The organism is Virgibacillus ndiopensis (assembly GCF_900187325.1).
GTDB lineage: Bacteria > Bacillota > Bacilli > Bacillales > Amphibacillaceae > Virgibacillus_E > Virgibacillus_E ndiopensis.
The window spans coordinates 261693-287397 of sequence record NZ_FZMZ01000003.1; the positions used below are offsets into that span (position 1 = coordinate 261693).

The 25705-nt window shown below is 36.5% G+C and carries 26 protein-coding genes and 3 pseudogenes; 9 read left to right on the plus strand and 20 right to left on the minus strand.

The genetic code is table 11. The annotated features are described in order from the left end of the window. Positions 1 to 34: 34 nt before the first annotated feature. Positions 35 to 331, minus strand: coding sequence for a heme biosynthesis protein HemY (locus CS937_RS01450; RefSeq protein ID WP_099156709.1), 297 nt, complete (start codon positions 329 to 331; stop codon positions 35 to 37). A gap of 207 nt (positions 332 to 538) precedes the next feature. On the opposite strand from CS937_RS01450, the gene CS937_RS01455 reads away from it, so the two are divergent. Further along, on the plus strand, positions 539 to 1198 hold the full coding sequence (locus tag CS937_RS01455) for a GntR family transcriptional regulator (protein WP_099156710.1): 660 nt from the start codon (positions 539 to 541) through the stop codon (positions 1196 to 1198). Positions 1199 to 1233: 35 nt separating this feature from the next. Here CS937_RS01455 and brnQ read toward each other — a convergent pair whose 3' ends face one another. Further along, positions 1234 to 2589 (minus strand): branched-chain amino acid transport system II carrier protein, encoded by a 1356-nt coding sequence (brnQ, locus tag CS937_RS01460; RefSeq protein WP_099156711.1) that lies wholly within the window; start codon positions 2587 to 2589, stop codon positions 1234 to 1236. A 192-nt stretch (positions 2590 to 2781) separates the two neighbouring features. Next, the gene (locus tag CS937_RS01465) at positions 2782 to 3546 is read right to left on the minus strand and encodes a GNAT family N-acetyltransferase (protein ID WP_099156847.1); all 765 of its coding nucleotides are present in this window, start codon (positions 3544 to 3546) and stop codon (positions 2782 to 2784) included. Between the two features lie 149 nt (positions 3547 to 3695). Between CS937_RS01465 and pdxK the strand changes: the two genes are divergently transcribed. Continuing rightward, positions 3696 to 4514 carry a pyridoxine/pyridoxal/pyridoxamine kinase gene (pdxK, locus tag CS937_RS01470; RefSeq protein ID WP_099156712.1) on the plus strand — a complete coding sequence of 273 codons (819 nt, stop codon included), beginning with the start codon at positions 3696 to 3698 and terminating at the stop codon, positions 4512 to 4514. 42 nt (positions 4515 to 4556) lie between these two features. Here the strand turns inward: pdxK and CS937_RS01475 are convergent, their stop codons facing one another. From CS937_RS01475 to CS937_RS01510, 8 genes are all read right to left on the minus strand, one after another. After that, positions 4557 to 5114 (minus strand): NADPH-dependent FMN reductase, encoded by a 558-nt coding sequence (locus CS937_RS01475; protein WP_099156713.1) that lies wholly within the window; start codon positions 5112 to 5114, stop codon positions 4557 to 4559. Between the two features lie 268 nt (positions 5115 to 5382). Continuing rightward, positions 5383 to 8133: a UPF0182 family membrane protein gene (locus CS937_RS01480; protein ID WP_245835671.1), complete on the minus strand. Its 2751-nt coding sequence runs from the start codon at positions 8131 to 8133 to the stop codon at positions 5383 to 5385. 123 nt (positions 8134 to 8256) lie between these two features. After that, the gene (helD, locus tag CS937_RS01485; RefSeq protein ID WP_099156715.1) at positions 8257 to 10557 is read right to left on the minus strand and encodes an RNA polymerase recycling motor HelD; all 2301 of its coding nucleotides are present in this window, start codon (positions 10555 to 10557) and stop codon (positions 8257 to 8259) included. A gap of 195 nt (positions 10558 to 10752) precedes the next feature. Then, positions 10753 to 11379 (minus strand): undecaprenyl-diphosphatase, encoded by a 627-nt coding sequence (locus CS937_RS01490; RefSeq protein WP_099156716.1) that lies wholly within the window; start codon positions 11377 to 11379, stop codon positions 10753 to 10755. 28 nt (positions 11380 to 11407) lie between these two features. Further along, positions 11408 to 12043, minus strand: a complete 636-nt coding sequence (locus CS937_RS01495) for a hypothetical protein (protein WP_099156717.1) — start codon at positions 12041 to 12043, stop codon at positions 11408 to 11410. A gap of 12 nt (positions 12044 to 12055) precedes the next feature. Next, on the minus strand, positions 12056 to 12370 hold the full coding sequence (locus tag CS937_RS01500; protein WP_099156718.1) for a PadR family transcriptional regulator: 315 nt from the start codon (positions 12368 to 12370) through the stop codon (positions 12056 to 12058). A 299-nt stretch (positions 12371 to 12669) separates the two neighbouring features. Then, positions 12670 to 13710 carry a DUF4179 domain-containing protein gene (locus CS937_RS01505; RefSeq protein ID WP_099156719.1) on the minus strand — a complete coding sequence of 347 codons (1041 nt, stop codon included), beginning with the start codon at positions 13708 to 13710 and terminating at the stop codon, positions 12670 to 12672. Continuing rightward, the gene (locus CS937_RS01510) at positions 13703 to 14230 is read right to left on the minus strand and encodes a sigma-70 family RNA polymerase sigma factor (RefSeq protein ID WP_099156720.1); all 528 of its coding nucleotides are present in this window, start codon (positions 14228 to 14230) and stop codon (positions 13703 to 13705) included. Before CS937_RS01510 ends, CS937_RS01505 begins: the two co-directional genes overlap by 8 nt. Before the next feature lie 195 nt (positions 14231 to 14425). Here CS937_RS01510 and CS937_RS01515 point away from each other — a divergent pair, with 195 nt between their 5' ends. After that, the gene (locus CS937_RS01515; RefSeq protein WP_099156721.1) at positions 14426 to 15232 is read left to right on the plus strand and encodes a YihY/virulence factor BrkB family protein; all 807 of its coding nucleotides are present in this window, start codon (positions 14426 to 14428) and stop codon (positions 15230 to 15232) included. A gap of 109 nt (positions 15233 to 15341) precedes the next feature. Here the strand turns inward: CS937_RS01515 and CS937_RS01520 are convergent, their stop codons facing one another. After that, positions 15342 to 15752: a GNAT family N-acetyltransferase gene (locus CS937_RS01520; RefSeq protein WP_099156722.1), complete on the minus strand. Its 411-nt coding sequence runs from the start codon at positions 15750 to 15752 to the stop codon at positions 15342 to 15344. A 357-nt stretch (positions 15753 to 16109) separates the two neighbouring features. Here CS937_RS01520 and CS937_RS01525 point away from each other — a divergent pair, with 357 nt between their 5' ends. The 6 genes and pseudogenes from CS937_RS01525 to CS937_RS01550 all read left to right on the plus strand — a co-directional run bounded on the left by CS937_RS01525 (position 16110) and on the right by CS937_RS01550 (position 19513). Beyond that, the gene (locus tag CS937_RS01525) at positions 16110 to 16430 is read left to right on the plus strand and encodes a PadR family transcriptional regulator (RefSeq protein ID WP_099156723.1); all 321 of its coding nucleotides are present in this window, start codon (positions 16110 to 16112) and stop codon (positions 16428 to 16430) included. Positions 16431 to 16449: 19 nt separating this feature from the next. Beyond that, positions 16450 to 16782 (plus strand): DUF1048 domain-containing protein, encoded by a 333-nt coding sequence (locus CS937_RS01530; protein ID WP_099156724.1) that lies wholly within the window; start codon positions 16450 to 16452, stop codon positions 16780 to 16782. Positions 16783 to 16824: 42 nt separating this feature from the next. Continuing rightward, complete coding sequence (locus tag CS937_RS01535) at positions 16825 to 17178, plus strand: DUF1048 domain-containing protein (RefSeq protein ID WP_099156725.1); 354 nt, start codon at positions 16825 to 16827, stop codon at positions 17176 to 17178. Continuing rightward, positions 17175 to 17507: pseudogene (locus CS937_RS01540) on the plus strand (DUF1048 domain-containing protein). Before CS937_RS01535 ends, CS937_RS01540 begins: the two are co-directional and overlap by 4 nt. Before the next feature lie 494 nt (positions 17508 to 18001). Continuing rightward, positions 18002 to 18763, plus strand: coding sequence for an ABC transporter ATP-binding protein (locus CS937_RS01545; protein ID WP_099156726.1), 762 nt, complete (start codon positions 18002 to 18004; stop codon positions 18761 to 18763). Continuing rightward, a complete protein-coding gene (locus CS937_RS01550) occupies positions 18764 to 19513 on the plus strand; it encodes an ABC transporter permease (protein WP_099156727.1) in 750 nt (249 codons plus the stop codon). A 415-nt stretch (positions 19514 to 19928) separates the two neighbouring features. Here CS937_RS01550 and CS937_RS01560 read toward each other — a convergent pair whose 3' ends face one another. The 8 genes and pseudogenes from CS937_RS01560 to CS937_RS01595 form a co-directional block, all read right to left on the minus strand. After that, complete coding sequence (locus CS937_RS01560) at positions 19929 to 20060, minus strand: MerR family DNA-binding transcriptional regulator (protein ID WP_099156728.1); 132 nt, start codon at positions 20058 to 20060, stop codon at positions 19929 to 19931. Between the two features lie 549 nt (positions 20061 to 20609). Continuing rightward, positions 20610 to 20915: pseudogene (locus tag CS937_RS01565) on the minus strand (DUF1048 domain-containing protein); the annotation flags it as partial. Then, positions 20903 to 21229 (minus strand): annotated as a pseudogene (locus CS937_RS01570) (DUF1048 domain-containing protein); the annotation flags it as partial. The pseudogenes CS937_RS01570 and CS937_RS01565, both read right to left, overlap by 13 nt. A 139-nt stretch (positions 21230 to 21368) precedes the next feature. After that, a complete protein-coding gene (locus tag CS937_RS01575; RefSeq protein ID WP_425445444.1) occupies positions 21369 to 21644 on the minus strand; it encodes a PadR family transcriptional regulator in 276 nt (91 codons plus the stop codon). A 405-nt stretch (positions 21645 to 22049) separates the two neighbouring features. Further along, positions 22050 to 22943: a VanY-A/VanY-F/VanY-M family D-Ala-D-Ala carboxypeptidase gene (vanY, locus tag CS937_RS01580; protein ID WP_099156730.1), complete on the minus strand. Its 894-nt coding sequence runs from the start codon at positions 22941 to 22943 to the stop codon at positions 22050 to 22052. Between the two features lie 123 nt (positions 22944 to 23066). After that, complete coding sequence (locus CS937_RS01585; protein ID WP_099156731.1) at positions 23067 to 24164, minus strand: sensor histidine kinase; 1098 nt, start codon at positions 24162 to 24164, stop codon at positions 23067 to 23069. Next, positions 24157 to 24858: a vancomycin resistance response regulator transcription factor, VanR-F/VanR-M family gene (gene vanR / locus CS937_RS01590; protein ID WP_099156732.1), complete on the minus strand. Its 702-nt coding sequence runs from the start codon at positions 24856 to 24858 to the stop codon at positions 24157 to 24159. Before vanR ends, CS937_RS01585 begins: the two co-directional genes overlap by 8 nt. Before the next feature lie 580 nt (positions 24859 to 25438). After that, positions 25439 to 25621 (minus strand): hypothetical protein, encoded by a 183-nt coding sequence (locus CS937_RS01595; RefSeq protein WP_245835672.1) that lies wholly within the window; start codon positions 25619 to 25621, stop codon positions 25439 to 25441. Positions 25622 to 25705 lie beyond the last annotated feature (84 nt).

Genomic DNA, 25705 nt, shown 5'->3' on the forward strand with positions numbered 1-25705 from the left:
GCTCACACTATGATGTGATCCCTGTTCTTTTTAATTAATGATGATGGCCCTTTTTTGGATTTGTAATGAACATTTCCTCTTGCGGGACATAGAAATATTGAATCCATATGCCATCTAAAAATTCATTATCCTTTTCTAAAATTATATCAATATCCTTGTCTGTTTTTACAATTTCATCATTTTCAGTCGGAGTATCCAATTTTATGTCGTAATGTGCATGATCTCCATGAAGATGTGTGACATAGACACGAATCATTTTTCCGTCCGCTTCGTCACTTTCCAACATCCTTTTCAATACTTTAGCAGCATTTCGGTTTATTTTACATTTCATATTCTTAATCCCCTATTCCTTTTGGTATAGTTCCTATCCTATCCAATGTTCCTAGATAATATAGTAACCTTGATTTTTTACGTTAGACAAATAATTTGTTTTACATTATGTTGTTATTTATCTAATCTGATATATTGCATATACCAATGCCTAATCTTTTATAGTATACTAGTTCATATAATAAATTTGTTAAAAGGGATGAAGTAAATGCCAATACCAACTGATCACTCGAAACCAATTCGCCAATCAGCAAAAGAAAGTGCATTCAATCAACTCCAACAATGGATTATAGATGGTACGTTACAACCCGGTGAAAAGTTAAACGATTCAGAACTTGCCCAGGCGTTAGGTGTCAGTAGAACTCCAATACGTGAATCCCTGCAACTACTCGAGGTAAGAGGATTTGTTAAAATGTACCCTGGTAAGGCAACACAAGTCACTGATGTTGAAAGAGAATCGATAAATGACCTTTTACCGCCCTTAGCAGCTTTACAAGCATTATCTGCCGAACTAGCTATAGCAAATTTAACTACTGAAATTATTTCATTACTCAAAGATACAAACAAACGATTTGCAGAAGCAATCCGTTTAGAGAATTATTATTCAGCGTTAAAAATCGATGAGGAATTTCATCAAATCATCGTGGATATAGCGGGGAATCCATACATTGATTCAATGGTAACCTCACTCCAGGCACATGTTAGACGATTATTTTTTCATAACTCTATCGTTTTAACTGAAAAGTCCATAGATGAACATTCAACGATTATTGAGCTAATGAAGGAAGGAAGCACATCAAATGTTTCCTCAATAATGAAAGATAATTGGCTCCGCGCAATAGATGAATTTAAACATTTGAAAAAGTAAAAGCCGGTTCCTTTTAATAAGGAAACCGGCTTTCACTATGCATGTGCGGTGGATAATTTTTGTGTACGGACAACTATGCCTGTAATCACAATCACTACTAAGGCTGGCAGCAACCAACCGAGACCCTGATTGTATAGCGGAAGTGACTGTTCATAGAAAGTAACGAACGGAACCATCCACCCAAAATAACCAAATCCAAGTGAGTCACATAGCGCCTTCAAACCATCAACTATACTAATCATAAACGTAACAGCTGTTGCTGAGACATACACGATACGTGAATGATTAAACAACGGTGAAAGGAACGTTAATAGCATTAGAACAATTGCAAGTGGGTACAGGAACATTAATACCGGTACCGAATACGTAATAATGTTTGCTAATCCAAAATTTGCAATCACAAATGTAATAGTTGAAAAGAAAACTACAAACTTTTTGTAGCCGATCTTCGGAAATAATGTTTGAAAGTATTCTGCACATGCTGTAGTTAATCCAATGCTCGTAGTCAGACAGGCTAGCGTCATAACAATTGCCAGCATGACAGAACCTAATGTTCCAAAGTAATAGGATGCAGCACTGCTGAGAACCGGTCCTCCTGTCGCAAAAATCCCAAAAGTCTCTGTACTTGTTGCTCCCAAATAAGCAATGCCAACATAAATAGCTCCAAGAAATGTGATTGCAACAGCTCCTGATTTTGCTGTTGCAGAAAGTATTCCACTTGTAGACGAAATACCGAATGAACGAATTGCTTTTATGACAATAATACCAAATACAAGGGAAGCAAGTGCATCCATTGTGTTATATCCTTCTAGAAATCCTTGTACAAATGCCTCACTCGCAAACGCTTCTTGCGGCAATTGGACTGATCCCATTGGTTGAACAATAACCATTAACAAAAGAATTCCTAAAAGAATAACAATACCAGGGGCTAATATCTTCCCTACGTTATCAACAAGTTTTGCAGGATTTAACGAAAACCAAAGTGTAATAGCAAAGAAAAGCAATGTGAAAATAAACAATCCACCTTGTTGAAACCCTTCACTCACAAATGGCGCAATACCAACTTCATATGCAACAGTACCTGTCCTTGGCGCCGCAAAAAAGGGGCCAATCGTTAAATAAAGTAGTGAAGTGAAAAAGACTGCATAAACTGGATCAATTCTACTTGCAAGATCTTGTAAATTATTATTCCTTGAAAAACTCATTGCTAAAATACCAAGTAACGGCAATCCGACACCGGTAATCAAAAATCCTATTATAGCAGGCCAAAGGTTCGTCCCCGCATTTTGACCAAGCTGCGCCGGAAAAATTAGATTTCCGGCACCAAAAAATAGGGCAAATAACATGAGTCCTATTAATGCATAAGTTGAAAATGATAGTTTGTCCTTCATGATATTCGCTCCTCTTAGTTGTATATTTCTATATTTCTATATATTCCAGATTTTAATAGATTCATTTTTATTGTTCAATATGCAATATATTGATGAAATATATAATACTACGCCTATGAGCAAAATGCAATATATTACGACAAAATTTTATGACGATTCGAAACAAGAATCTCTACTTCAAACAAAAATAAACTAGTCATCTTCATTATAAATCTTTTGAGCCTCATACTTAAATCCTAAATACTGATAGTTTTGTCTTACATACATCTCTCTTGGTGTATCTTCTCCATCAGCAACTAAAATTATTGTCTTGTCAGGAAAATGGTCCATAACAGATTTTTGCAGCCTACTTCCGATTCCCTTTTTCTGAAACGACTCCTTTACAGATAATCCGTCAATTTCCGCTGTATTGTCAGAAATAATAACATCTACAGAACCTGCAGGAAATCTTTTATAAAGTGCCAAAAACTGCAATATATTACGATCTTTGAAATTACGTTTATGTAAATCCACTTTTTGTTTTGCGAATTCCTCACCAAACTCCAGATCTGTCTCATATTGTAATAATATAAATGCATCAAAATTTTCATCCGTAACAGCTTGTACCTCTATATCTGGATGATTATTCACTTTAGGGAATTGATCAGGTTGGATAACATACAATTCGTTATATCCAACTTCATAACCTGAATCCCTAAAGTAACCCATTAGTTCCTCAGCTGGTTGTTTATTTTCAGGGAAAGTGAACTTTACATGTTTTTGCCCATGTTTTCTATGGAATTCCCTTAAATAATTCGCAGCATCTCTAAATTCAGCAACTGACGGTGTCCGTTTAAACTCAATATAATTACTATCATATCGAATTAGCATATCCGGATAATGGATATGTTTGTATTGATCATTTTCTATAACAACTTGTCCAAGATTATGAATGTTCCTAAATGTAATATTTTCCATTTCAATCATATCCCCTTTTCCTATTAAATAGCTTTATCTTGCTAATACTATTCTACAGTAGAAAATTCTTTTATTGTCATAAAATTTGTTATATCCTATTAAGCATAATACCAATTTATATACTATATGATGATTTGGGGGAAAGTTGGATGACTATGAAAAAAACGTTAACACTCGCCGGATCTGATTCAAGCGGCGGAGCAGGTATACAAGCGGATTTAAAAACATTTCAAGAGCATGACGTCTATGGGATGAATGCTCTTACTTCAATTGTAACGATGGATCCAAATAATGACTGGAATCATGGTGTCTTTCCAATTGACGTGGACATCGTAGCAAAACAATTAGATACTATTTTGTCTGTAGGCATTGATGCAATGAAAACTGGAATGCTCGGTTCAGTTGAAATAATTGAACTTGGAGCAAGAAAAATTGATGAATTTAAATTAGATAAAGTAGTTATCGACCCGGTGATGGTATGTAAAGGGGAAGATGAAGTATTGCAACCAGAAAACACTGATGCAATGCGAGAATTACTTCTGCCTCGTGCAACAATTACTACACCTAATCTATTTGAAGCGGGACAGCTTGCTCAAACTGGACCAATCAAGACAATTGAAGGCATGAAAGAAGCAGCAGTAAAGATTCATAGCCTTGGAGCAAAGAATGTAGTAATTAAGGGTGGAAAGGCACTTGGTCACGAAAAAGCTGTGGATTTATTTTATGATGGAAAAGATTTTACACTGTTAGAAAAGGAAAAGCTTGATACAACATACAATCACGGAGCAGGGTGTACATTTGCAGCTGCTGTCACTGCAAATCTCGCAGACGGAAAATCAGTTAAGGAATCTGTTGAAGCAGCAAAAGAATTTGTCACTGCAGCAATCGCTCATGGCTGGAAGCTTAACGAACATGTAGGGCCAGTTATGCACGGTGCTTATGCAAAATTTGGTAGCAATGTTAAATAACAGCTTTGAGAGAGGCTGTCTCCTAGGAGGCAGCCTCTTATATTATCTTATTGTTTTTAATGCACCGCTCCAAGAAAGGACTTGATCAAGCATTTGGTTAGCATTATCTGCATGATGGTCAGCTGGTTTGAATTTGCTCATGTTTTCAAAGTCAGTCATAAGTGAAAAAGTAACAGCAGCACGTACGTCTGCAACTTGTAGTTCTCCTAAAATTAGGCGTAAATTTTCATGTGCACGTGTACCTCCTAAGCTACCATAGCCAACAAAGCCAGCAGCCTTGTTATTTACCTCCGCTTTTAAGTAGTCAAGCGCATTTTTTAATGCCCCGCCTATGGCATGATTGTATTCTGGTGTAACAAAGATATACCCATCAAAAGACGCCATTTTTTCTGACCAAGCTTTTATAGTATCTAACGCATTTTGTTGTACATCTTCTGCTAATGCTGCACCTAAAAAAGGTAGTTTGTAATCAGCAAGATCCACGATTTCATATTCCGCATCGTCGTTACGCTTTGTTGCAAAATCGTATGTCCAGTTAGCAACTGCTTCCCCGTTACGACCTTGACGTACACTTCCTAGAATGATTCCTATTTTTAACATGACCATTCCCCCTTGATAGTAATAAAATTTTGAATTCATTTATCTTTAATTCAAGACGTATAATTCAACATAAGTATAATAGCAACAACAAAACGAATATGCAATTCATTTGCTTACTTTTTGTAATAAACTTATATAAGGTGATTTATTCTTTTCTTCATTCGCCTTCAAGCGATAAGAGCGGGACATGGGGTCAGTCCCTCTGTCCCAAAATAAAAAGACACTCTACATCCCAATACTAGGAGATAGAGTGCTTTACTATACTAGATTACTTATTATATTCCTTCAATTGAGCTTCAATTTCGGCCATTATTTTGCCAGCTTCTTCCCAGTTTCCTTCAGACAAAGCTTTTTGATAGGCATCAAATTGATCAGCAAAATCCCGTAACTTTTCTTCTGCGCCCGAAATCTGCTGTGACGGTTCATCTGGTTTATCCGATTCACGTTCAGCTTCTTCATCTTCTCTATTCTCATTATTTTCGCTTTCTGGATTGATTATCTTCAACATTTCATCAAGAGCCTTATCAAAGGTTTGCTCCATGACTATGTTATCACCATAAGCAAGAATAACCCGCTTCACTTCAGGAAGTGATGTCGCATTTGAAGATTCAATATAAATTGGCTCCACATAAAGAATCGTATCTTCAATTGGAATGGTCAACAAATTCCCGCGTATAACCTGTGATCCGCCTTGCGACCATAGGTTAAGTTGTTTGGAAATATTGCTGTCTTGATTTATACGATTTTCGATTTGCTGCGGACCATAAATATTTTTTTGTTTTGGAAAACGATAAACAAACATCTCCCCATACTGATCTCCATCGTTACGAACACCTATCCAGGAAATCATATTTTGCTTATCCTTCGGTGTATATGGAAGCATCAAGATAAACTCTTCCTGATCTTGTTCAGGTAATTTCATCGTCATGTAGTACGGTTCCATTGTAGTATCTTCATTAAAATATTTCTCTGTTGGAAATTGCCAAAAGTCCTCACGATTATAGAAAACTTCTAAATTTGACATATGATACGTTCCATACATAGAAGCCTGAACTGTGAATAATTTTTCCGGATAACGAAAATGTGCCTGTATATCTTCAGGAATTTCTTCTTTAAATAAGTCAGGGAACATATTTTGATACGTTTGCAGCAATGGATTATCTGGATCAACCACATAAAAATTCACTTCGCCTGTATATGCATCAATAACCACTTTAACCGGATTTCTCATATAGTTTATATTTCCCTGATGAGGCTCGGAATATGGATAACGCTCCGCTGTCATATATGCATCCATAATCCAGACAATACTACCGTCATCACGCACAACCAAGTAAGGATCTTTGTCATATGTTAAAAATGGCGCAATCCGATTTACACGATCCACAATATTTCTAGTCTCTAATAATTGGCTTTCCTCTTTTATCTGATCAGAAACAAGCATTCGAAAAGAGCCTTCTTTCAAAGCGAAAAACAGCCGATTAATCCCTTTTAAAGGAATCCCTGTGTCCGCTTCAAAACGTGTGTCAACATTCTTTTCACCTGAAGGATAATCAAATTCATCAACCTTGCTGTTTACGATCACATTCTGATAAGGTTCTTCACCAAAGTAAATTTGCGGCCGGTTAACTTCCACCGAGCCTTCTGGTGGAAGATTTTTAACGATATACTCTGGCTGACCTTGCTGCGTTACTTGATTCACATGACTCATAGCAATTCCATAGCCATGTGTATAGCGCAAGTTTTTGTTAACCCATGTTTTGGCTTGGTCAGGAAGATCACCTGTATTTAATTCCCTTGCTCCCACAAACACTTGTTCATATTCACCATCGATCCTATACCGATCAATATCGACATCATTGTATTCATAATACGTGCGAAAGGTTTGTAATTGATTATAAACATCTAATAATGGTCTTGAATCATTCATACGTATGTTGCTAATTGTCTTCTCGTTTCGTTTCACCATCTCTTGACTTAAAGAATCATTTCCAGGATGCTCCATCTGTTTAATATTATCCATATTATAAGCAGCCCTTGTGTATGCTAAGTTTTGTTCCAAATAGGGGCGTTCTTTTGAAAACTCATTCGGTGAAACAATGAAGTTCTGAACAGCTACAGAAGTTAGTTGTCCAACAATGACTAACCCTACGTATGCGACGAAAGGAATTAACATCGACCGTAACTTACCACGAATCAATGCAACAATCACCCAAACTGTCCCAATTACTGCAACTGCTGCCAGTACATACGATTTAGGAATATTAATCACGTCATCCGTGTAGCTTAAACCATAAACAACGCTCTCTTGAAATAGATTTACCTGATTTGTAAACAGCGTCCCATATGGAGCAACGAAATGAATACATGCTAAAAGTAACCCCATAATAGCGAGTGTTATTCCCATTTGTAATTGAGCATAACGATTTAGCCGATACATTTTAAACATGGAGTAAGCCCCAATTTCCACCAATAAGAAAAAGATGCTTAATCCAAGTAAAAGATAAACAACAAATTTTATAAAAGGCAACACAAACATGTAGAAGGAAATATCTAAATGAAAATGCGGATCTGTTTGCCCAAAAGATGCGTGTTCCATAAATTTAAGTGTACGTTCCCAGCCAAATCCTTGAGTGATACTACTGCCAATTAGTCCAATCAATAGTGCTATTCCCATAATAATAGCGCCACTCCATTTTTTCTCTAACACAATTTTTGGTAATTGACTTTGGTCTAATTGGCTAATATACGAACTGCGAATCCAAAATAACGTTATTATTGTACCAACGAAAAACAACAGAAACCCTACCACACCAAGTAATACTTTGCTTCCTAATATAGTAGTATACACTTCTGAGAACCCTAGCGAGTCCATCCAAATGTAATTTGTTATTAATTGGTTTGCAAATACACCTAATATTAAAATAAAAATAATTCCAATTACTATGTAACCAATCCAATTAAATCGCTTTTTCCATTTTGTTTTTTGTTCTTTATCATGGTCCCCATTAAAATCCAAAATTCTTCCCCCTCCCTTTAGTAACTATACGAACAATAAAGAAAAAGGTTTCACACGGGACAAGAGGTCAGTCCCTTCGTCCCAGCGAAACCATGGGACAAGCGACCTGTCCCGACTTTTTCTCTAAATCACCTTGTATTTATCTTCCTGAACTTCTCCAATAAAAGTACAGGGCTCATCACCAGTCACCATAATTAAGTCATGCATCGCTCTTGTACACGCTGTATAAAAGAGAGTTCTGTCCGATTCCATAGCATAGTGTGATCTCGATGCATCAGGAATAATAACTGCATCAAATTCAATTCCTTTAGCCAAATAGACAGGGAGTACCAGTAGCCCTTTTTCAAAAGCATACGTTTCCTCATCAATTTGCCTTACAGATACCTTATTCTGTAATAAATGATACAACCTTTCACTTTCTTGCAATGTCTTACAAATAATTGCTATTGTTTCATGTCCTTTTTCCCTAAGTTTTATTACATACTCAACCAACGTCTTAGACAATTTTTCCTTATTTTCCACTCTAACAAGCTGCGGCTTACTCCCTTCACGATCAAACGGTTCAATCATCTCTTTACCCGGAGCAAAGTATTTTGTGAATTCAACAATTTGTTTAGTAGACCTGTAGCTTTTAGTAAGGGTAATTCGTTCGTGGTCTCTCTGTATTTCTTCAGGTATCAACGGATTTTCTTTTGTCGTATTGGCATATATTGCTTGGTTAATATCACCCAATAAAGTCATTCTCGTATATGGAAAAATACCTTTTATATAAGCAAACTGGAATGCTGAATAATCCTGCGCTTCATCGATAAACAAATGACGTACTGCCCGGTCTGCATGCCCACCTAATATACTGTCCTTAAAATATAAATAAGGCGTTGCATCTTCCCATGTTAAAAATTTACGTGTTAAATCAGCAGCTGTCTGTTCACAAATTTCCTTCCAATGTTTAGGTTTTTCTTCAGGGGTCCATTCCGAAAAAAGATTTCGATATGTCCCCGTAACATTAACAAATTCTAACCGCTTCACACGTTTCTTTATTTTTGAAAAAACTCTTTTCACAACTTCTGTTCGCAGGATTTTCTCCTCCAATCCAGAATCATTAACATCATATTCTTGATCCTTATAATATGCTTTTAAATAATCCTCTTTCGCTAAAAGCTCCACTTGATCCATAACCCAATCTTTATTCTTCTCCTTCTTCTGATGGACAGCTATTTCTTTTAATAGCCACTTTCTAACAAACTCCATTTTATTAGGTATCGATATATCGTTATCCAAGGAATAAAAATAATCACTTATCTGCTCCTTCGAAATAAGGATACGTTTGCGAAATGTAATACTTTTAAATCTGATACCGCCATCTTCCAAATGTGAAACAAATTCATCAATCATATATTTAAAATCCACACTAGATTTATAATCCATACTGTCCATTCGAATCGGATAACCCTCACGTTCCAATTCCGTTAGGACATATTCCATTTGCTCAAATGGCGATTCAATTGTAAAATCTTCGCCAATTCCCGCTTCCAAAAAGTCCAAAAATGTTGTTTGTCTAACATTTGTTTCTCCCAACTCAGGAAGAACATTAGCAATATAACTCGTAAATAAAGGATTCGGTGAAAAAAGAACAACATTTTCCGCATGAAGCTCTTCTCGATAGCGATACAGTAAGTACGCGATACGTTGCAAGGCTGCAGACGTCTTTCCACTTCCTGCTACTCCTTGAACGATTAGTAGATCACTGCGTTCATTTCGAATAATTTTATTTTGCTCCCTTTGAATGGTTGCTACAATACTTTTCATCGTCGTACTTGCATTGTTCCCAAGCGCCTGCTGCAGGAGAGTATCACCGATCGTAACCCCTGTATCAAACATACCTTTAATCAATCCTTGTCTGATAATAAACTGCCGCTTTAATGAAATTTCACCAGTTATCGTACCTTCAATCGTTTTATAATCCGCCTTACCAGGAGGATAATCATAATAAAGGCTCGATATAGGAGCGCGCCAATCATACACCAGAAAATTTTCCTCATCATAATCCATCAAAGAAGAAATACCAATATAGACTTTCTCTTTTTCCCTACCTGGATCTTCTATAAAATCAATTCGTCCAAAGTATGGAGAATCCTTTAATTTTTTTAACGTATTTAGTTCTTCACCTATTTTACCGTGTGTCCGTTCTCTTTCAGACAGTAATTCCGCCTGTTGTTTTATACTTGCTTGCGTTTCAATTACATCATCGGGTTCATCTAAGTTAACCGTAACATCATCCCAAAAACTTTTTCGGAGTTCAATTACACTCTCTTTTAGTCCTGAAGACTTGGAATATAATTTTTCCTCTTTTTTATCAATTTCATGGATAACATCATCAACTCGTTGCTGTTCTTCCGCACGATTGCTAGATTCTTGATTCATTAAATCAACCCCATTCATTTTTTAGCTTAATGATTGACTTCTTATTTTACCAGTGGTATAATATTATTGGATAATACTATACATAAAATATAAAAGTATTGTAACTTATATAGCTTACCATTTCTGTTCGCGGCTGGCAACCTTTTTTCGCGAGCTTTTTTTGCGTGCAAAAGGGACGGAATCCTCCGTCCCTTTTTATAAATAATTAGATTGATCTCTTTCGTTTAGCATTTTTGTCTTATTTTTTGCCGGAAGAATATGTTGTTCTACCCCGTCATAAAAAGCTATCAATTTATGAATAAAACCCCAATGAGGTAAAAATCGGTAAACAATTATAGCAGAAATGAAACTTATAATTGCTCCCATAATGACATCTCCAGGAAAATGTACACCTACCCAAACACGGGCAAAAGCAACAAGAAATGCTAGAACAAGCCAAAATAAACCAAGCCGTTTTTTAAACAACAAGAAAGTCAAACAAAAAGCAAAAAACAACATTGTATGATCACTTGGAAATGAATTATCTACCGCATGATCAATTAATTTATTTACATTTGCCAATTCAGCAAATGGCTGGTTATTTGAATGAATTTTTCCAGCTATTTCTCCAATTATCTCTGCTAAAATAAACGTGATCGTTCCACAAATGATCATCATTCTATTCCTATTACTTCGAGTAAACCAATATATGACCACACCCAAAGCCAAAAAATATACCATATATTCAGCAATGAAAACAAAAATAGGGTTTAATCCCGTGTAGTCTTTCCCTAAATCATTAATTACTCTAAAAAAAGAACTATTTAAATCTGACAAACTCATTGAAATTTCTCCTTATTCAAGATAACGATTACTCGCCACGTAATTTTTTATATAAAACAGCATCAAGCAACTTATAAATAAAGAACATGCCAATAAAACCAAACCCAAAGGTAAATAACGTATATGCTATAACAAGTAAAGGTAGAAACGGACAAAATACACTTATTAATTTCAAGATTAAACCTGTTATCACTGCAATAAATACATATCCACCTAAATAATAATGAGCGTGTAAATTAAAAATCATTGTATTTTTTAATAAAGAAGAGAATTCTTTTATCTTAAACTGATTAATCGCTTCTCTGGCAGCTTCATTTTCCGACTTTCCCTGGTTTATTTGATCTGTTGTGTAATCTTCCAGATACGCTTGAAGTTCCATTTTCTCTTCATAACTCATGGCCAGCTGACTGACAAAAGCATGGATATCATTGTGTTTTTGATATAGCGCATTAACTTTTATATGTCCAATATAATTAAACCCACCCCATATAGCAGCAATAATAAAGGCAACCCCATAACCTATCAAAGCAATGATAGGAACATGTGCTGGATTATATAAGAGATCAAGATAATACGTTATATAAAAACTGATAACAGAAATCAGTAATAACCAACTATATTTTAGATCCTTTAAACTAAAAACTTTCCTAATAAAATGTTGCATTTCAGCTCCTCCTCAAATGAATCGTTTAACCATTTCCGTCATAGTCTTCCAATCGTTAATAATCTTTTCTAACTGTTGGGAACCATCTTCTGTTATAGCATAGTATTTTCGACGGCCGCCTTGGCTTTCTGTTCCCCAAAAAGATGAAATAGCTTTCTGTTTCTCTAATCGCTTCAATGATAAATATAAGGTACCTTCCTGTATTTCAAACGTACCTTCTGTTTTTTCCTTTATTGTTTTGGAAATTTCATAGCCATAATTCTCTTTATTCTTCAAAACCGAAAGAATAAGTAAGTCTATATTTCCTTTTAACATTTCTTTATTCAATTTAGGACCCCCAACCACATTACTTAATATTATTAAGTACTATGTAATAATAATATATTTTACTTAATAATACAAGGTAATTATTAAAACTAAAATTTTTAAACACAACATATCATATCCCAAAATAGGTAAAAGGGACTAAATCCAATTGAATCTAGCCCCTAATTAAATATAACTATATTGTTTTATAGCTTCAGATGTTACCTTTTTCCAAACAGGCACCCATATTTCACTTTGATTTTTCACTCTAACTATTTGGGTGCAACATGATATGGACTTCTTTAATTCATTCACATCACTTATTTAACTTTCTCACCATCATTACTATAGATGTTAATTTCATAAGGAAAATCTCTAGTTATTTGTTTAAATCTATCCGATTCTAGGATTTTAGTCACATTTTCTTTTATACCTTCAGCAAGTTCTTTTATAGAGGAATCTGATCTTTTTAGTGACAATGTAATATTCAACTGCATGAGATTCTCTTCCATCGATGATTTGATCTTTGTAACATGGTAACCTTTTTTACCCATCAATTCCTGATTAACAACGGGCATGAGATCAACCTTCCACCTTTCCTTTTTCATCAATTTTATAGGTCGATGAGGAACTTTCACGGTATACCCTTCTATATTTGATTCTTGCAACACTTCACTTACGGTACTTTTCACAACATCTTTCATCTTATTGTAGTATGCTTCAGAGCCTTCAATAGGGATTTCAATGGTTTTAGAAGAATAATATCCTATTAAAGAAAATTCACTCTTGTAATTAATTTTTTTCAAGGCTTCCATGATTTTGTTAGGTACTATTAATTGTTCTTCCTTCTCTTCCTTACTTACAGGCTCAAGTTTGTCACCCTCTTCAGGATCAACTTCCCATGATTCCATAATCTTTACATTATATGCGTCGTAGTGCTTTGTTTGTAAAATTCGTTCTGCAATACCTTTTACATCATCTTTTACTTCAGCCAAATAATCTTTTGATCCACCAACACGTATTTCAACAGACTTTTCCGGTTGATAGGTGAAACTAACATCTTTGACATCGTACCCCTGTTCATTTAATTTATTTAATATATCTTCCCCAGGCTCCCCAAGCTGAAAGACTGATCCAAGGATAGGGATTTTTGATAACGTATCTGCCCAAGCTGGTGAAACAAGTGCAGAACCAAATAACAAACAAACGAATATGGCAGCAGCACTAGTAAAATAGATAATTCTCTTACCTAAACTCCTTTTTGGCTTTTCACCTTTCATTGCGGTTTTAATTACCTTATCCAGTCGTTCTTCGGGTACTTCAATACGATCGATATCTTTTTTAAAATCCGAATCATTCATAGAAGCAATCCTCCTTAATATTTCTTTTTAATTGGTTTGTAGCCCGATGTATTTTTGTTTTCACCGTACCCTCGGGACAATTCAAAAACTCTGCAATCTGCCTAATCGTAAAATCTTTGTAGTATCTAAGTATAATCACTGTTTTATACGATTCTTCTAGACAATCAATTGCATTCACTAAATCAATCCGGTTTTCAATTGACGGATGTTCAGGACTTTCATGCAATCTTTCCATTTCTTCCTCTGCAAACGGAATGACTTTTTTATTCTTTTTAATAAAATTTAGAGCATTATTAATTAATATTCGTGTCAGCCAAGTTGAAAAATATTCGGCGTTCTTCAACTTTTGCTTAGACCGAAACGCTTTGTATATCGTTTCCTGCACAATATCTAATGCATCATTTTCGTTTTTCACATACAGATAAGCGATACGGTAAAGTTTGTTTTTTTCTAGTTGAATCAATTCCTGAAAAACTTTATCGTTTCCCTTGACTGCCCTGAAGATTTTTTTCGAGTCCATTCTCATCCTCCCTTCTATCCTCTTAGACAACCGACATATGTAAAACGTTTCAATAAAAGCAAACGGAATAAACCTTATAAACATGCAAAGCTGTTCCTTATTAGGTTAAATGTAATGGATAAAAAAAATTTTTAATCATAGTATTAAACTGAATGGACAAGCATAAAGGTGTCAACAAGATTAGGGGGATTTTTCGTGAATGTTATAAAAAGCACCAAACACATACTTATTCGATTTTTTACCGAGCGTTTTTATGACCAATCAGCCCAAATGGCATATTACCTAATGTTGTCATTGTTTCCTTTCCTCATTTTTCTCTTTTCTCTTATTGGCTATCTGCACGTAAATCCGGAGAATATTCTAGTAATGATCGAACCATTTGCTCCTCATGATACATATATGATCGTCCGCAGTACATTGGAAAACATACTGGATAAGGGACGAGGAGAGTTATTATCTTTTAGTCTGATAGCTACCTTTTGGTTAGCATCGATGGCTATCCAATCGCTTGTCCGATCATTAAACAAAGCTTATAAAATCAAACGAAAGCAGTTGTTCTTTTTGCATGGAATTATTAGTGATTTATTGCTCACCCTAGGATTAATGATTATTTTGTCTTTATCATTACTAGTTCCGATACTGGAGGATATTGTACGTAATTTTGTACTAACTAAAGTAACAATTGATGAATTATGGTACCGTTTATGGTTTTTAACAAGATGGGGAATAGGAACATTATTTTTACTCCTTTTCTTTACAACCTTATACAAAGTTGTTCCCAGTATTCGAGTACCATGGAAAATGGTTTTTCCCGGGGCAATTTTTGCTGCAATTGGCTGGCAGGTTGTATCGATTGGCTTTTCAAAATATGTCGGCATTAGTAACTACACTGAATTCTACGGTCAGCTCGGAAGTATTGTCGCATTAATGGTCTGGTTTTATCTAACAGCTGTTGTTTTATTAATAGGAGGACTAATTAATGCATCTGTTCTAAGAAAATAATTGAGGTGTCTCTCTTGTTAATGAATCGGCAGTCACTTGAACTACTATTATGGTGTACAAGTCCTTCTACGTCATTAAAAGGGTCCCGATTTGCGGAACCCTCGTTAGCTTAATACATTCTACACATACCATGAGATCTAGGATAGGTATACCTAAATCCAAATTGTTCATAAAGTTTGTTGGCTGGGTCATCAGCTATCAGACTTACATAGGAACCAGAATATGTATGTTCATCTAGATATTTCATGAGTTCTTTCATAATCATCTTTCCTAGACCTCGACCTTGATAGCTTGGCTTTACAACGATATCGACTATTTGAAAAAAGGCCCCGCCATCACCGATAACTCTCCCCATCCCGATTAAGGTTGTTTTATCGTAAATACTCACTGCAAACAATGAATTTTTCAAACCAACAACTGCTGCTTCCTGTGACTTCCCGCTTATTCCACCTTCTAATCGCAAATCATTATATTTTTTAGGATTCGGCGGTTCATTGATAATTGTGAAATTGTCATTCATTCTTATTTTCCTCCGTTTTAACAGGTTTATTGTTTTCAAGATTTCTTATTCTAAATTCTGTAATCCATTATTGTCTAGCGAACAAACCTCACGCAGAATTTTGAAGTGAGTTTCACTGCATAATAGAACCCCTCCTAGTCTATTTTCAGTCTCCCCCCATTATCACCCAAAACTATATCTTCGTCACTTCCTGCTTTGATTTTTGCTTTAATCCATAATAACAGGATTTTGACGAAAATTTTTATTCTTGACAAATGATACTATTCTGCGATACTATATACTAGTAATCAGTATTACTTAGTATCGGTATCACAAAATACTGAGAAAAATATAGTGAAATACAAATGGAGGATAACTTTGGAAAATATCACAGAAATGCTGAAAGGGGTGCTTGAGGGTTGTGTGCTTGAGATCATCAGCCGCGGCGAAACTTACGGCTATGAAATCACGCAACAGCTGCGAGAACTTGGCTTCACTGATGTGGTTGAGGGCACAGTTTATACGATTACCATGCGGCTTGAGAAAAACAATCTGGTGGACATCAAGAAAAAGCCGTCCACTAAGGGACCGCCGAGAAAATTTTACACACTCAACGCAGCAGGTCAAGAGCATCTTGAATTTTTTTGGGAAAAATGGGAATTCGTCTCAAGTAAACTTAATGAACTCAAACTAAAATAAAATCAAAAGGAGAAGAAATATGAGTATTTTTGAAAAAATTATCGGAAATCTGGATGACAAGCGGGAATGGAAGGCAATGGAGGCACGTGCCAAGGCACTTCCAAGTGAGTACTGCAACGCTTACAACGCTATCAAAAAATATATCTGGACCGCTGGTGGTCCCTCCGACTGGAAGGACATTAGCCGTATCTTTGGCGGCATTCTCGACCTTTTCGAGGAAGGTGCAGCAGAAGGCAAGAATGTCACTGACCTAACGGGTGAGGACGTGGCCGATTTCTGCGACGAACTAGTGAAGGACGCGAAAACTTGGAAAGACAAATATCGCACGAAGTTGAACGATACGATTAAATAATAGAACTTTGCTGAACAGCTTAGTATCTTAAAGGAGACTACAATGAACTTTTTAGAAAAAATTACCGGCAGCGATATGACTAGAGAAATGAAAGGTTTTGAAGCACGAGCAAAGGTCTTGCCAGGTGAATATCAAACTGCTTGGAAAGAAATTACAAGTAATCTGTGGATTCACGGGGATTTCAGCGGTCGTAATCTAATGCCTATTCTTGACAGTGCTCTTGAACTGCTTGAAGTTACATCAGCAGACGGACAGAGTGTCGAAGAAGTACTAGGGGATGATATCAAAGGCTTCTGCACAGCGCTTGTTGGTGACGAGAGCGCAAAAAATTATAGAGATAAATGGCGTGACCAACTCAACAATAACGTAGCAAGAAAACTAGGAGGACTGAAATGAGTATCAAAAAAATCATTGAAGGCTAAAAAGAATGGAGAGCACATGTTTCGCGTGTCAAAGCGCTTCCACAAGAGTACCAAATTGTCTATAAAGAGATCCAAAAATATCTCTTCAAAGTCGGTCCTGTTGAGTTAAACGAAGGTATCGGACTGCTCTCGGAAATTATCAGCTTTTTTGAAGAAGGCGCAGAAGCTGGGAAAGGTGTGCTTGAAGTCACAGGAACAGACGTTGCTGCTTTCTGCGATGCGCTCATTGAAGATTCAAAAACTTACGCTGATCTCTATCAGGAATCGGTCAATCAAAAAGTCGATAAGGCAATGAAAAAATAGAAGGAACGTAGTACTTGATGACAAAAATCTATTATAACTTTTGCCTAAGTACTGCGCTAACATCCCAAACTCGAAAGTATCGTTTGAGTTCAAGAAGTGTCGGATGCGAAAGAAAGAATCAAAATGGAAACAATAAAAAATTGAAGAATTAAAAAATCTTTCAAAGAAAAGAAAGCTCTCAGAGGCAGAAAAGCGATAGGGTGAAATAACCCTCCAAATCTGAATTCAATAGATGATACCGACTGAATAGCTGGTTACAAATGTGAATTTCCACCATTACTATTCAGTTTTATTTTAACTTAGTAGTTGGTTATACAGGTTACCGGTCTTACTAAGTAGTGGAATATAGATAATCTGGCTCCGCAAGGCACTCGGCAGGATAATTACCCGCTTTGTTAGAAGGTGAGCAACCCAACTCGCTTCTCAGACAAATCCCGCTAATTTCCGGATATCACAAGCGGCCTTGCTGCACTTTTTATAAGGAGGAAACAAGTATGAGCAATATAGCGATTTCAGTAAAAGGGTTAAAAAAATCCTTTAAAGACAAGGAAGTCTTAAAGGGGGTCGATTTTGAGGTGCGGAGTGGTGAAATATTCGCACTGCTGGGTTCAAACGGAGCGGGAAAGACGACAACTGTCAACATCCTCTCGACGCTGATGAAGCCCGATGGCGGTGAGGTAGGTATTCGCGGTTTTGACGTCCAGCGTCAATCGGATCATGTTCGCCAAAGCATCAGCCTGACAGGACAGTTCGCAGCTTTAGACGCTATGCTCACCGGGCGGGAAAATCTGTTGCTCATCGCCAAGTTGCGGGGAGTTTCTAATCCCGCTCAAGTCGCCGATGATCTATTAGCAAGATTCAGCCTAACCGATGCAGCCAACCGCCGAGCCGACAAATATTCCGGTGGGATGAAGCGCCGGCTTGACATTGCCATGAGCCTGATCGGGAAACCAGCAGTCATTTTTCTCGATGAACCGACGACAGGGCTTGACCCGGAAGCACGGATTGAAGTCTGGGACACCGTCAAGGAGCTTGCTGGAGGTGGCACAACCATCTTGCTAACGACCCAGTACCTAGAGGAAGCAGAACAACTTGCGGACCGTATCGCCATCCTGCATGACGGTAAAATCATCACAACCGGTACACTTACCGAACTCAAAGAGAAGTTCCCGCCAGCGAAAGTGGAGTACATCGAGAAGCAGCCGACATTGGAGGAAATTTTCCTCGCGATCATCGGCAACAAGGAGGAGAAGTAAATGAAAAGTAAAACAGGGGTATTACTAGGGCGTTTAATGCGCAACATCATGCGCAGCCCGGATACGATTATCACGGTGGCAATTACGCCGATTATGATGATGCTGTTGTTTGTCTACGTATTTGGCGGCGCCATAGAGACAGGCACGGACAACTACGTCAATTATTTATTACCAGGAATCTTACTGATGGCCATCGCATCCGGCGTCGCTTACACTTCCTTGCGGCTGTTCACGGATGTAAAGAGCGGGCTGATGGCGCGCTTCGTTACCATGCCCATTAAGCGCTCTTCGGTATTGTGGGCTCACGTGTTGACCTCGCTTGTTTCCAATGCACTTACTGTCGGGGTGGTTATCCTAGTCGCACTCGTGATGGGCTTCCGTTCCAGTGCCGGTATCCTGGATTGGCTCGCGGTAGCTGGAATACTTGGGCTGTTTACACTGGCACTGACATGGGTGGCGGTCATCCCCGGATTAACAGCAGGATCTATGGAAGGGGCGACAGCATACTCGTACCCGCTGATTTTCCTACCGTTTATCAGTTCGGCTTTTGTCCCTACCGAAACCATGCCTAAAATTGTCCGTGCGTTCGCTGAGAACCAGCCCGTGACTTCAATCGTGAATGCGATTCGCGCCCTCTTATATGAAGGGTCTGTTGGCAATGGTATCTGGACCGCGCTTGCCTGGTGCGTCGGCATCATGGTCATCGCTTACTTTTTCGCCAGTAAAAAATTCAAACGCCAGTTAGGGTAAGTACACCGTTATGGGATTCGCCATATTAATAGTTAGCCACTACGATGAATTTGCTATCACATGGAAGGCAGCTTAAATGTCGGTGCAACCATCGATCAAACTATGGAAACCTTCAAAATTGGTGTGATTGGTGGCAGCTCGATCACTTATCCCAACGCTAGGTTTCCCATACATGCTTTAAAAGAATTTACTGCGGGTAGTGCTCTTTCGCAGGAGGAGGTATTAAAAGAATAAAGCCCATTAGATACAATTGACAGTAAAAAGTAGATTCAAAGCTAAATCACTTTGGTCATCAATCTCATTAACTTATGGAACTATGGATTACATTTCAGTTGCAATGTGATTCATAGTTTTTTTGGATTGATGGAAAAAATATTAAGGCAGCAAACTCGTTATTTTTAATATAACCCTGATACTAATCTTTTGTATAGTATCGGTACCCTGCTTCAGTTTTTTCTGACGGTTTTAATATTCCAATTTCATCATAATAGTGAAGGAGCCTTATACTTACATTTGTAATCTTAGAAAGATCACCTACTAAATACATCTATCCCCTCTGGCGGTATAGCTTTTGCATCAAGACATATATATAAAACCTTACGCAAACCAAACGTTAGGGTCAACAATGATACCAGAGAAGATTACTCCCTCTGTAATCGAAGAGGTGTTGTTACATCATTTAGAATCTCTAAAATAAAAGAAGGCTGAAATATAACCGTTAGAAGATTGTATATTTCAGCTTTTCTTAATTATCCTATACAAGATTAACTAGATTATCATAACCATAAGAGAAAAACGTTGAGTTTCGATTGGGCCTTGTTGATTTTAGCATAAAAAATCGAAAAAATGCTGGAGAAATACCTTTGGAACTGGAATATATTTTATCTAAGGAAGGGAATTTTTATTGCAAGGCATTACGGATTTATGTATTGAGAAACAACCGAAACCCTTATTCGACAAGGGGTTAAGGGATCCCTGATAAAAGGAAAAAAGCTGGATTACTATTGGATCCAGCCTTGGTTTGTATTGATTCTAAGATGCTGAATTCATATTGGTTCGTACGCACTTTTCTTAAATCCACTGTACTACGTTCCTTCTATTTTTTCATAGCTTTATCGACTTTTTGATTGACCGATTCTTGATAGAGATCAGCGTAAGTTGTTGAATCCTCAATCAGCGCATCACAGAAAGCAGCAACATCTGTTCCTGTGACTTCAAGCACACCTTTCCCAGTAGCTGCGCCTTCTTCAAAGAAGCTGAGAATTTCCGAGAGCAGTCCTATACCTTCGTTTAGCTCAACAGGACCGACTTTGAAGAGATATTTTTGGATTTCTTTATAGACAATTTGGTAATCTTGTGAAAGCGCCTTGACACGTGAAACATGGGCTCTACATTCTTGTTGAGTTGGTCACGCCATTTATCTCTATAAGTTTTTGCACCTTCGTCACCAACAAGTGCTGCGCAGAAGCCTTTAATATCATCTCCCAGTACTTCTTTGATGCTCTGGTCGTCTGCTGATGTAACTTCAAGCAGTTCAAGAGCACTGTCAAGAATCGACATCAGATTACGACCGGTGAAATCTCCGTGTACCCAAAGATTACTTATAATTTCTTTCCAAGCAGTTTGATATTCAGCTGGCAAGACTTTTGCTCGTGCTTCAAAAGCTTTCATTTCTTTAGTCATATCGCTGCCGGTAATTTTTTCCAAAAAGTTCATTGTAGTCTCCTCCTTTAAGGTACTAAGCTGTTCAGCAAAGTTCTATTATTTAATCGCATCGTTGAGTTTATGGTCGTTGCTTATCAACCCACGATTTTGCATTAATGTTGAGAAATCCACAGAAGGTTGCCCAAAAGCTTTAGCAAAAATACTCATGTTTATTACTCTTTATTTTGCTTTTAATTCGTTTAGTTTGCTTGAGATAAAGTTCTATTTGACCAAGAAATTTGCCAGTTCTTGCTGAGACAGCTTCATTGAGCCGATAAAATTTGCGCGGTGGGCCCCTCGTGAAATCAATATCCACGAGTTTATTTTCTTCGAGCCGCATGATGAGGGTGTAAACAGTTCCCTCCACAATGTTGCTAAAGTCCAGTGCACATAGCTGCTTCATGATTTCATAACCATAAATCACCATGGCTGATAATCTCAAGCACACAATCCTCAAGTACCCCTTTCAGCATTTCTGTGATATTTTCCAACTATTTTCCTCGACTTGCATTTCACTTATATTTTTTAGTACTCTGTATCACAGGTATTTTGTATTACTAAATACAGGTATATAGTAACGCAGAATAGCGCCGCATGTCAACAATAGGACTTTCCGCTAAAAAACCTGTGTAGACCGGAATATGAATAAGTAATAATAACTCCTAAAGAAAAGAGTTATCTGTCTATTCATTATTCAATCCCCTATACAATTATAATCAACAATACTGCTCGTTCGCTTTAGTGAAATGTTTTACAATATAGTATGATTACCTATGATCTTATCCTTATATTCATTTGATTAGGATATAAATTAAATTTTCTTTTTTACTTATTATTCGTACACAGTCACAATTACTCCATCCATATTGTTGCCTGAAATCTCATACACGTGATTTTCCTGTATTTTAATGGTCATGTTTTCGGAAAAAGGGTAATAAAAAACAGTATATTTTTCACCTTCAACCTCAACAGAAACTTTCTTTTTTCTCTTGAGATAATCCAAATACTCTTCTAAAACAAAATTCTTTTCTTTCATAATCGCACTATGCGGTAAACCAACATAGCGAATATGCCAAGGTTCATATTGAATTCCTGTTATGTCCGATTTATCCTCTGGATAGCGTAAAATGAATCCGTATTTCCAAGCATTTTTTTCTATCCACTTTCCTTCAGGTGCTTCAGCCATTTTCATTTGAGTAGACCCGACATCAAGCGATAAACCCAAATTGTGTTCACTATAGCCAGCCGGTAAGGCATAGGTAGATCCCTTTTCTTGATAAAGTTTACTTTGCTCATCAAAATTGCGAAAACCGCTAGTAATGAAGAAATTAGAAACTCCATCTTTTCCTGCAGCAGTCACCATATCTGAAAATTTACGCGCTAAATCCTTTGACAAATAGGTTTTGTTATTTAACAATCCATATCCTTTTACCAATTCATTGTGCGTAAATAGATTGACGACATCTGATTTAATACTTTCTTGGTGAACCGGATACTCACTGTTAACCAAAAGCAAATTTCCTTGATAGATTTGTTCTACTGCAATCTCTATTTTTTTGGTATTTTCGGAAACTCTTCTGTTCTCTTCTTTATCATTTTTATATTGATCATGTACTTGTACTTCTACATTTGGCAGATCTGCTTTTGGTTCAAAAAACGCCCTAATATATATGAAAGTTAAACACAAGCACAATAGTAATAATAATAAAAATCCCCACTTCTTCATTTGTCAGTTTCCTCCTTATTCTTCTTTGCTTAAAAGAATAACTAAAACTATTTAAAAAAAGAGTGGGGTAAATCTTAAATTTTTCTTAAATGATGTACTTTAGGTTAATCTTTCTTAACTACTTTATTCACTTTCCCTTGGTAATCGGACTTCAAAAATTGTCTGTATGACGCTACTTTCGGCAGTAATTGATCCATTATGCTGCTCAACAATATTTTTTGCAATGAACAAGCCAAGCCCTGTACTATCCTCTCTATGGGTTCGTGCTTTGTCTCCAGTATAGAACATATCAAAGAGATGCGGGAGTTCATCCGGAGGAATGCTATCTCCATAATTCACAATCTGAGCTACCACTTCATCTGCATCAATAAAACCGTTAATATCGACATACTGACCGTCATATCCATAACGAATTGCATTGGTGATAAGATTTTCAAACAGACGTGCTAGTAAATCTCCATCACCCAAAACGGGTAAATGGATTGTACTACTCATCCTTGCAATCAAATGATTGTTTTCGAAGACAGGATATAATTCTTCTTTTAATTGGTTAAGCAGATCAGTTAAATTTATTCTCTTTTTTTCAACTGACAGCATTCCATAATTCATTCTAGTTATCTCAAATAATTCATCAATTAGCTTTTCTAACGTCTGAGATTTAGTAAAGGCAATCGTTAAAAAATGTCGGACTTGTTCCTTTGTCAAATTCTCATCTTTAAGGATTAAATCTAAATAACCCAAAACAGAAGTCAGCGGTGTACGGAGATCATGTGCCAGGTTTATTACTAGCTGATCCTTACTGCTTTCTGAAAAATCACCTCTGTCTATGGCCTCTTTTAACGTTTTACTTGCGAGATTGATGTCTTTCGCAATATCGTCAAACTCATCATTTGAATGGATTTCAACCTGATGTTGAAAGTCGCCATGAGCAAGGTAGTGAATTCCACTTGAAATCTCATTGAAATAAATGGAATAGCGTTTCGTAAGAAGAAAGAAAAACAATATCGAAAGTGGAATAAAGATAAGTAAAAAGAAATTAATATCTCCAATTTTGTTCATAATTAATCGGAAGTGAGCTAATAAATCGCCATAATCAACCCAAGTATAATAATAATATTGAAGTATTTTAAAGATTATATATGTTATAGTACCAGCCAGAATCATACTCAAACCCAAAAACAAAACCATCTTTGAACGAAAACTGTGCATCATTTTAACCATTGAATGTATATCCTACTCCCCATACTGTCTTAATCCATTTGTCTTTCCGTGTATCTTCTTCAAGCTTTTTCCGAAGCGTACGTACATGAACCATAACGGTATTTCCACCTTCAAAGTATGCTTCACCCCACACCTGCCTGAAAATATTTTCCACATTAAAAACTTTCTTTGGATTACACGCTAGTAAATACAAAATATCAAACTCTTTCGGTGTTAGCTCAATGTTTTTACCATATAGAGTAACTGTACGTTGCTCAGGAGAAATAACTAATCCACCATACTCCACGTATGTTGTATTATCTGTATCTGTTTTATGTTGATTTAGCTTCATAAAACGTCGGAGTTGAGCATTTACACGAGCAACCAATTCTATTGGGGTGAATGGTTTAGTCATATAATCATCTGCTCCAATTACCAGTCCCTGTACTTTATCGAAATCAGATGTTTTAGCACTCAAAAATATAATAGGCATATTATGCTGTTCACGAATGTGGCGGGTTACTTCATATCCATCCATTTTCGGCATCATAATATCCAAAATCAGCAAATCAAAGACCTGAGTCTCGACAGCACGAATAGCCTCTTGTCCATCTGATACCTTATAAACATGGTACCCTTCATTTTCCAAATGAATAGCAATCAGATCAGCAATTTCCTCCTCATCATCAGCAATTAATATCGAAATATTCCTCATCTTCCCACTCCTAAGTAAGTTAACATACAGCTATATATCAAGTTCTATTTATTTTCTATTATTTTCTTCTCTTATTCAAAAATACGGTCTCATCGTTGCACATAAAATTAACACTACTCTTCTACTTAAGCTTCTCATAATTCTAAGTACAATCTTTTACAATATCATCAATAAATACCTAATTTCAATTTTAAAATGTTCCTCCACAATCCAACTTATTAACGTAATTGTATCAAAATTTTTTATAAATTATCGAACTTTAAATTTAATGATCAATATTAATTTTAAAATTATCAAACCTTATTTCGAAGTTACACATACCTCTTACGAAAAAATGACCAAATTTTTACGCCTGGTGACAATAGAACTAAGTTTGTACCCAAAACACCCGAAATAACCCATCTTTTTTTATAGAATATTCTGATATTTAAACTGAGTTGTTCATCCCCGTTTCTTTTTCTTGTGAATTCATTATATTTTTATAAAAAAGTTTGATCATTTTCCTACCTAACAATCGCACTCGATTGTCTAAGATCTTATTCACTATGTCTTGTTGAACTAAAACTCCCGCTATGTAAAGTCACATTCCTTTCCCAAACCCTCCACCTGTTGGGGGACCATTCCTATGTGACTTTTCTTTTTCAATAGCTCTTTCAACTTCTTTTTCTTGTTCTGTTTTATCACGATAAGGAGTATGAAATTTCTTTTTTTGTTTTCGTTTATCTATAAATATTATTAGAGCAACAAATAAAACTAAAAACAACCCTCAAAGAATGTTTGAAAGCAATTTATCCCTCCTAAATATAACCTATTCTACCCCTTAATGGTGCGAATACACATATTAAAC

Excerpts from the sequence above, each read along its gene's own strand:
- CS937_RS01575 (WP_425445444.1), bottom strand. The coding sequence starts at position 21,644 with ATGGTGATTTATGGTTATGAAATCATGAAGCAGCTATGTGCACTGGAC.
- CS937_RS01495 (WP_099156717.1), bottom strand. The coding sequence starts at position 12,043 with ATGCAACATTTTATTAGGAAAGTTTTTAGTTTAAAGGATCTAAAATAT.
- CS937_RS01450 (WP_099156709.1), bottom strand. The coding sequence starts at position 331 with ATGAAATGTAAAATAAACCGAAATGCTGCTAAAGTATTGAAAAGGATG.
- CS937_RS01520 (WP_099156722.1), bottom strand. The coding sequence starts at position 15,752 with ATGAATGACAATTTCACAATTATCAATGAACCGCCGAATCCTAAAAAA.
- pdxK (WP_099156712.1), top strand. The coding sequence starts at position 3,696 with ATGACTATGAAAAAAACGTTAACACTCGCCGGATCTGATTCAAGCGGC.
- CS937_RS01535 (WP_099156725.1), top strand. The coding sequence starts at position 16,825 with ATGAACTTTTTAGAAAAAATTACCGGCAGCGATATGACTAGAGAAATG.
- vanR (WP_099156732.1), bottom strand. The coding sequence starts at position 24,858 with ATGAGGAATATTTCGATATTAATTGCTGATGATGAGGAGGAAATTGCT.
- vanY (WP_099156730.1), bottom strand. The coding sequence starts at position 22,943 with ATGAAGAAGTGGGGATTTTTATTATTATTACTATTGTGCTTGTGTTTA.
- CS937_RS01585 (WP_099156731.1), bottom strand. The coding sequence starts at position 24,164 with ATGGTTAAAATGATGCACAGTTTTCGTTCAAAGATGGTTTTGTTTTTG.
- CS937_RS01505 (WP_099156719.1), bottom strand. The coding sequence starts at position 13,710 with ATGAATGATTCGGATTTTAAAAAAGATATCGATCGTATTGAAGTACCC.
- CS937_RS01530 (WP_099156724.1), top strand. The coding sequence starts at position 16,450 with ATGAGTATTTTTGAAAAAATTATCGGAAATCTGGATGACAAGCGGGAA.
- CS937_RS01560 (WP_099156728.1), bottom strand. The coding sequence starts at position 20,060 with ATGTATTTAGTAGGTGATCTTTCTAAGATTACAAATGTAAGTATAAGG.
- CS937_RS01490 (WP_099156716.1), bottom strand. The coding sequence starts at position 11,379 with ATGAGTTTGTCAGATTTAAATAGTTCTTTTTTTAGAGTAATTAATGAT.
- brnQ (WP_099156711.1), bottom strand. The coding sequence starts at position 2,589 with ATGAAGGACAAACTATCATTTTCAACTTATGCATTAATAGGACTCATG.
- helD (WP_099156715.1), bottom strand. The coding sequence starts at position 10,557 with ATGAATCAAGAATCTAGCAATCGTGCGGAAGAACAGCAACGAGTTGAT.
- CS937_RS01465 (WP_099156847.1), bottom strand. The coding sequence starts at position 3,546 with ATGGAAAATATTACATTTAGGAACATTCATAATCTTGGACAAGTTGTT.
- CS937_RS01475 (WP_099156713.1), bottom strand. The coding sequence starts at position 5,114 with ATGTTAAAAATAGGAATCATTCTAGGAAGTGTACGTCAAGGTCGTAAC.
- CS937_RS01455 (WP_099156710.1), top strand. The coding sequence starts at position 539 with ATGCCAATACCAACTGATCACTCGAAACCAATTCGCCAATCAGCAAAA.
- CS937_RS01545 (WP_099156726.1), top strand. The coding sequence starts at position 18,002 with ATGAGCAATATAGCGATTTCAGTAAAAGGGTTAAAAAAATCCTTTAAA.
- CS937_RS01510 (WP_099156720.1), bottom strand. The coding sequence starts at position 14,230 with ATGGACTCGAAAAAAATCTTCAGGGCAGTCAAGGGAAACGATAAAGTT.
- CS937_RS01550 (WP_099156727.1), top strand. The coding sequence starts at position 18,764 with ATGAAAAGTAAAACAGGGGTATTACTAGGGCGTTTAATGCGCAACATC.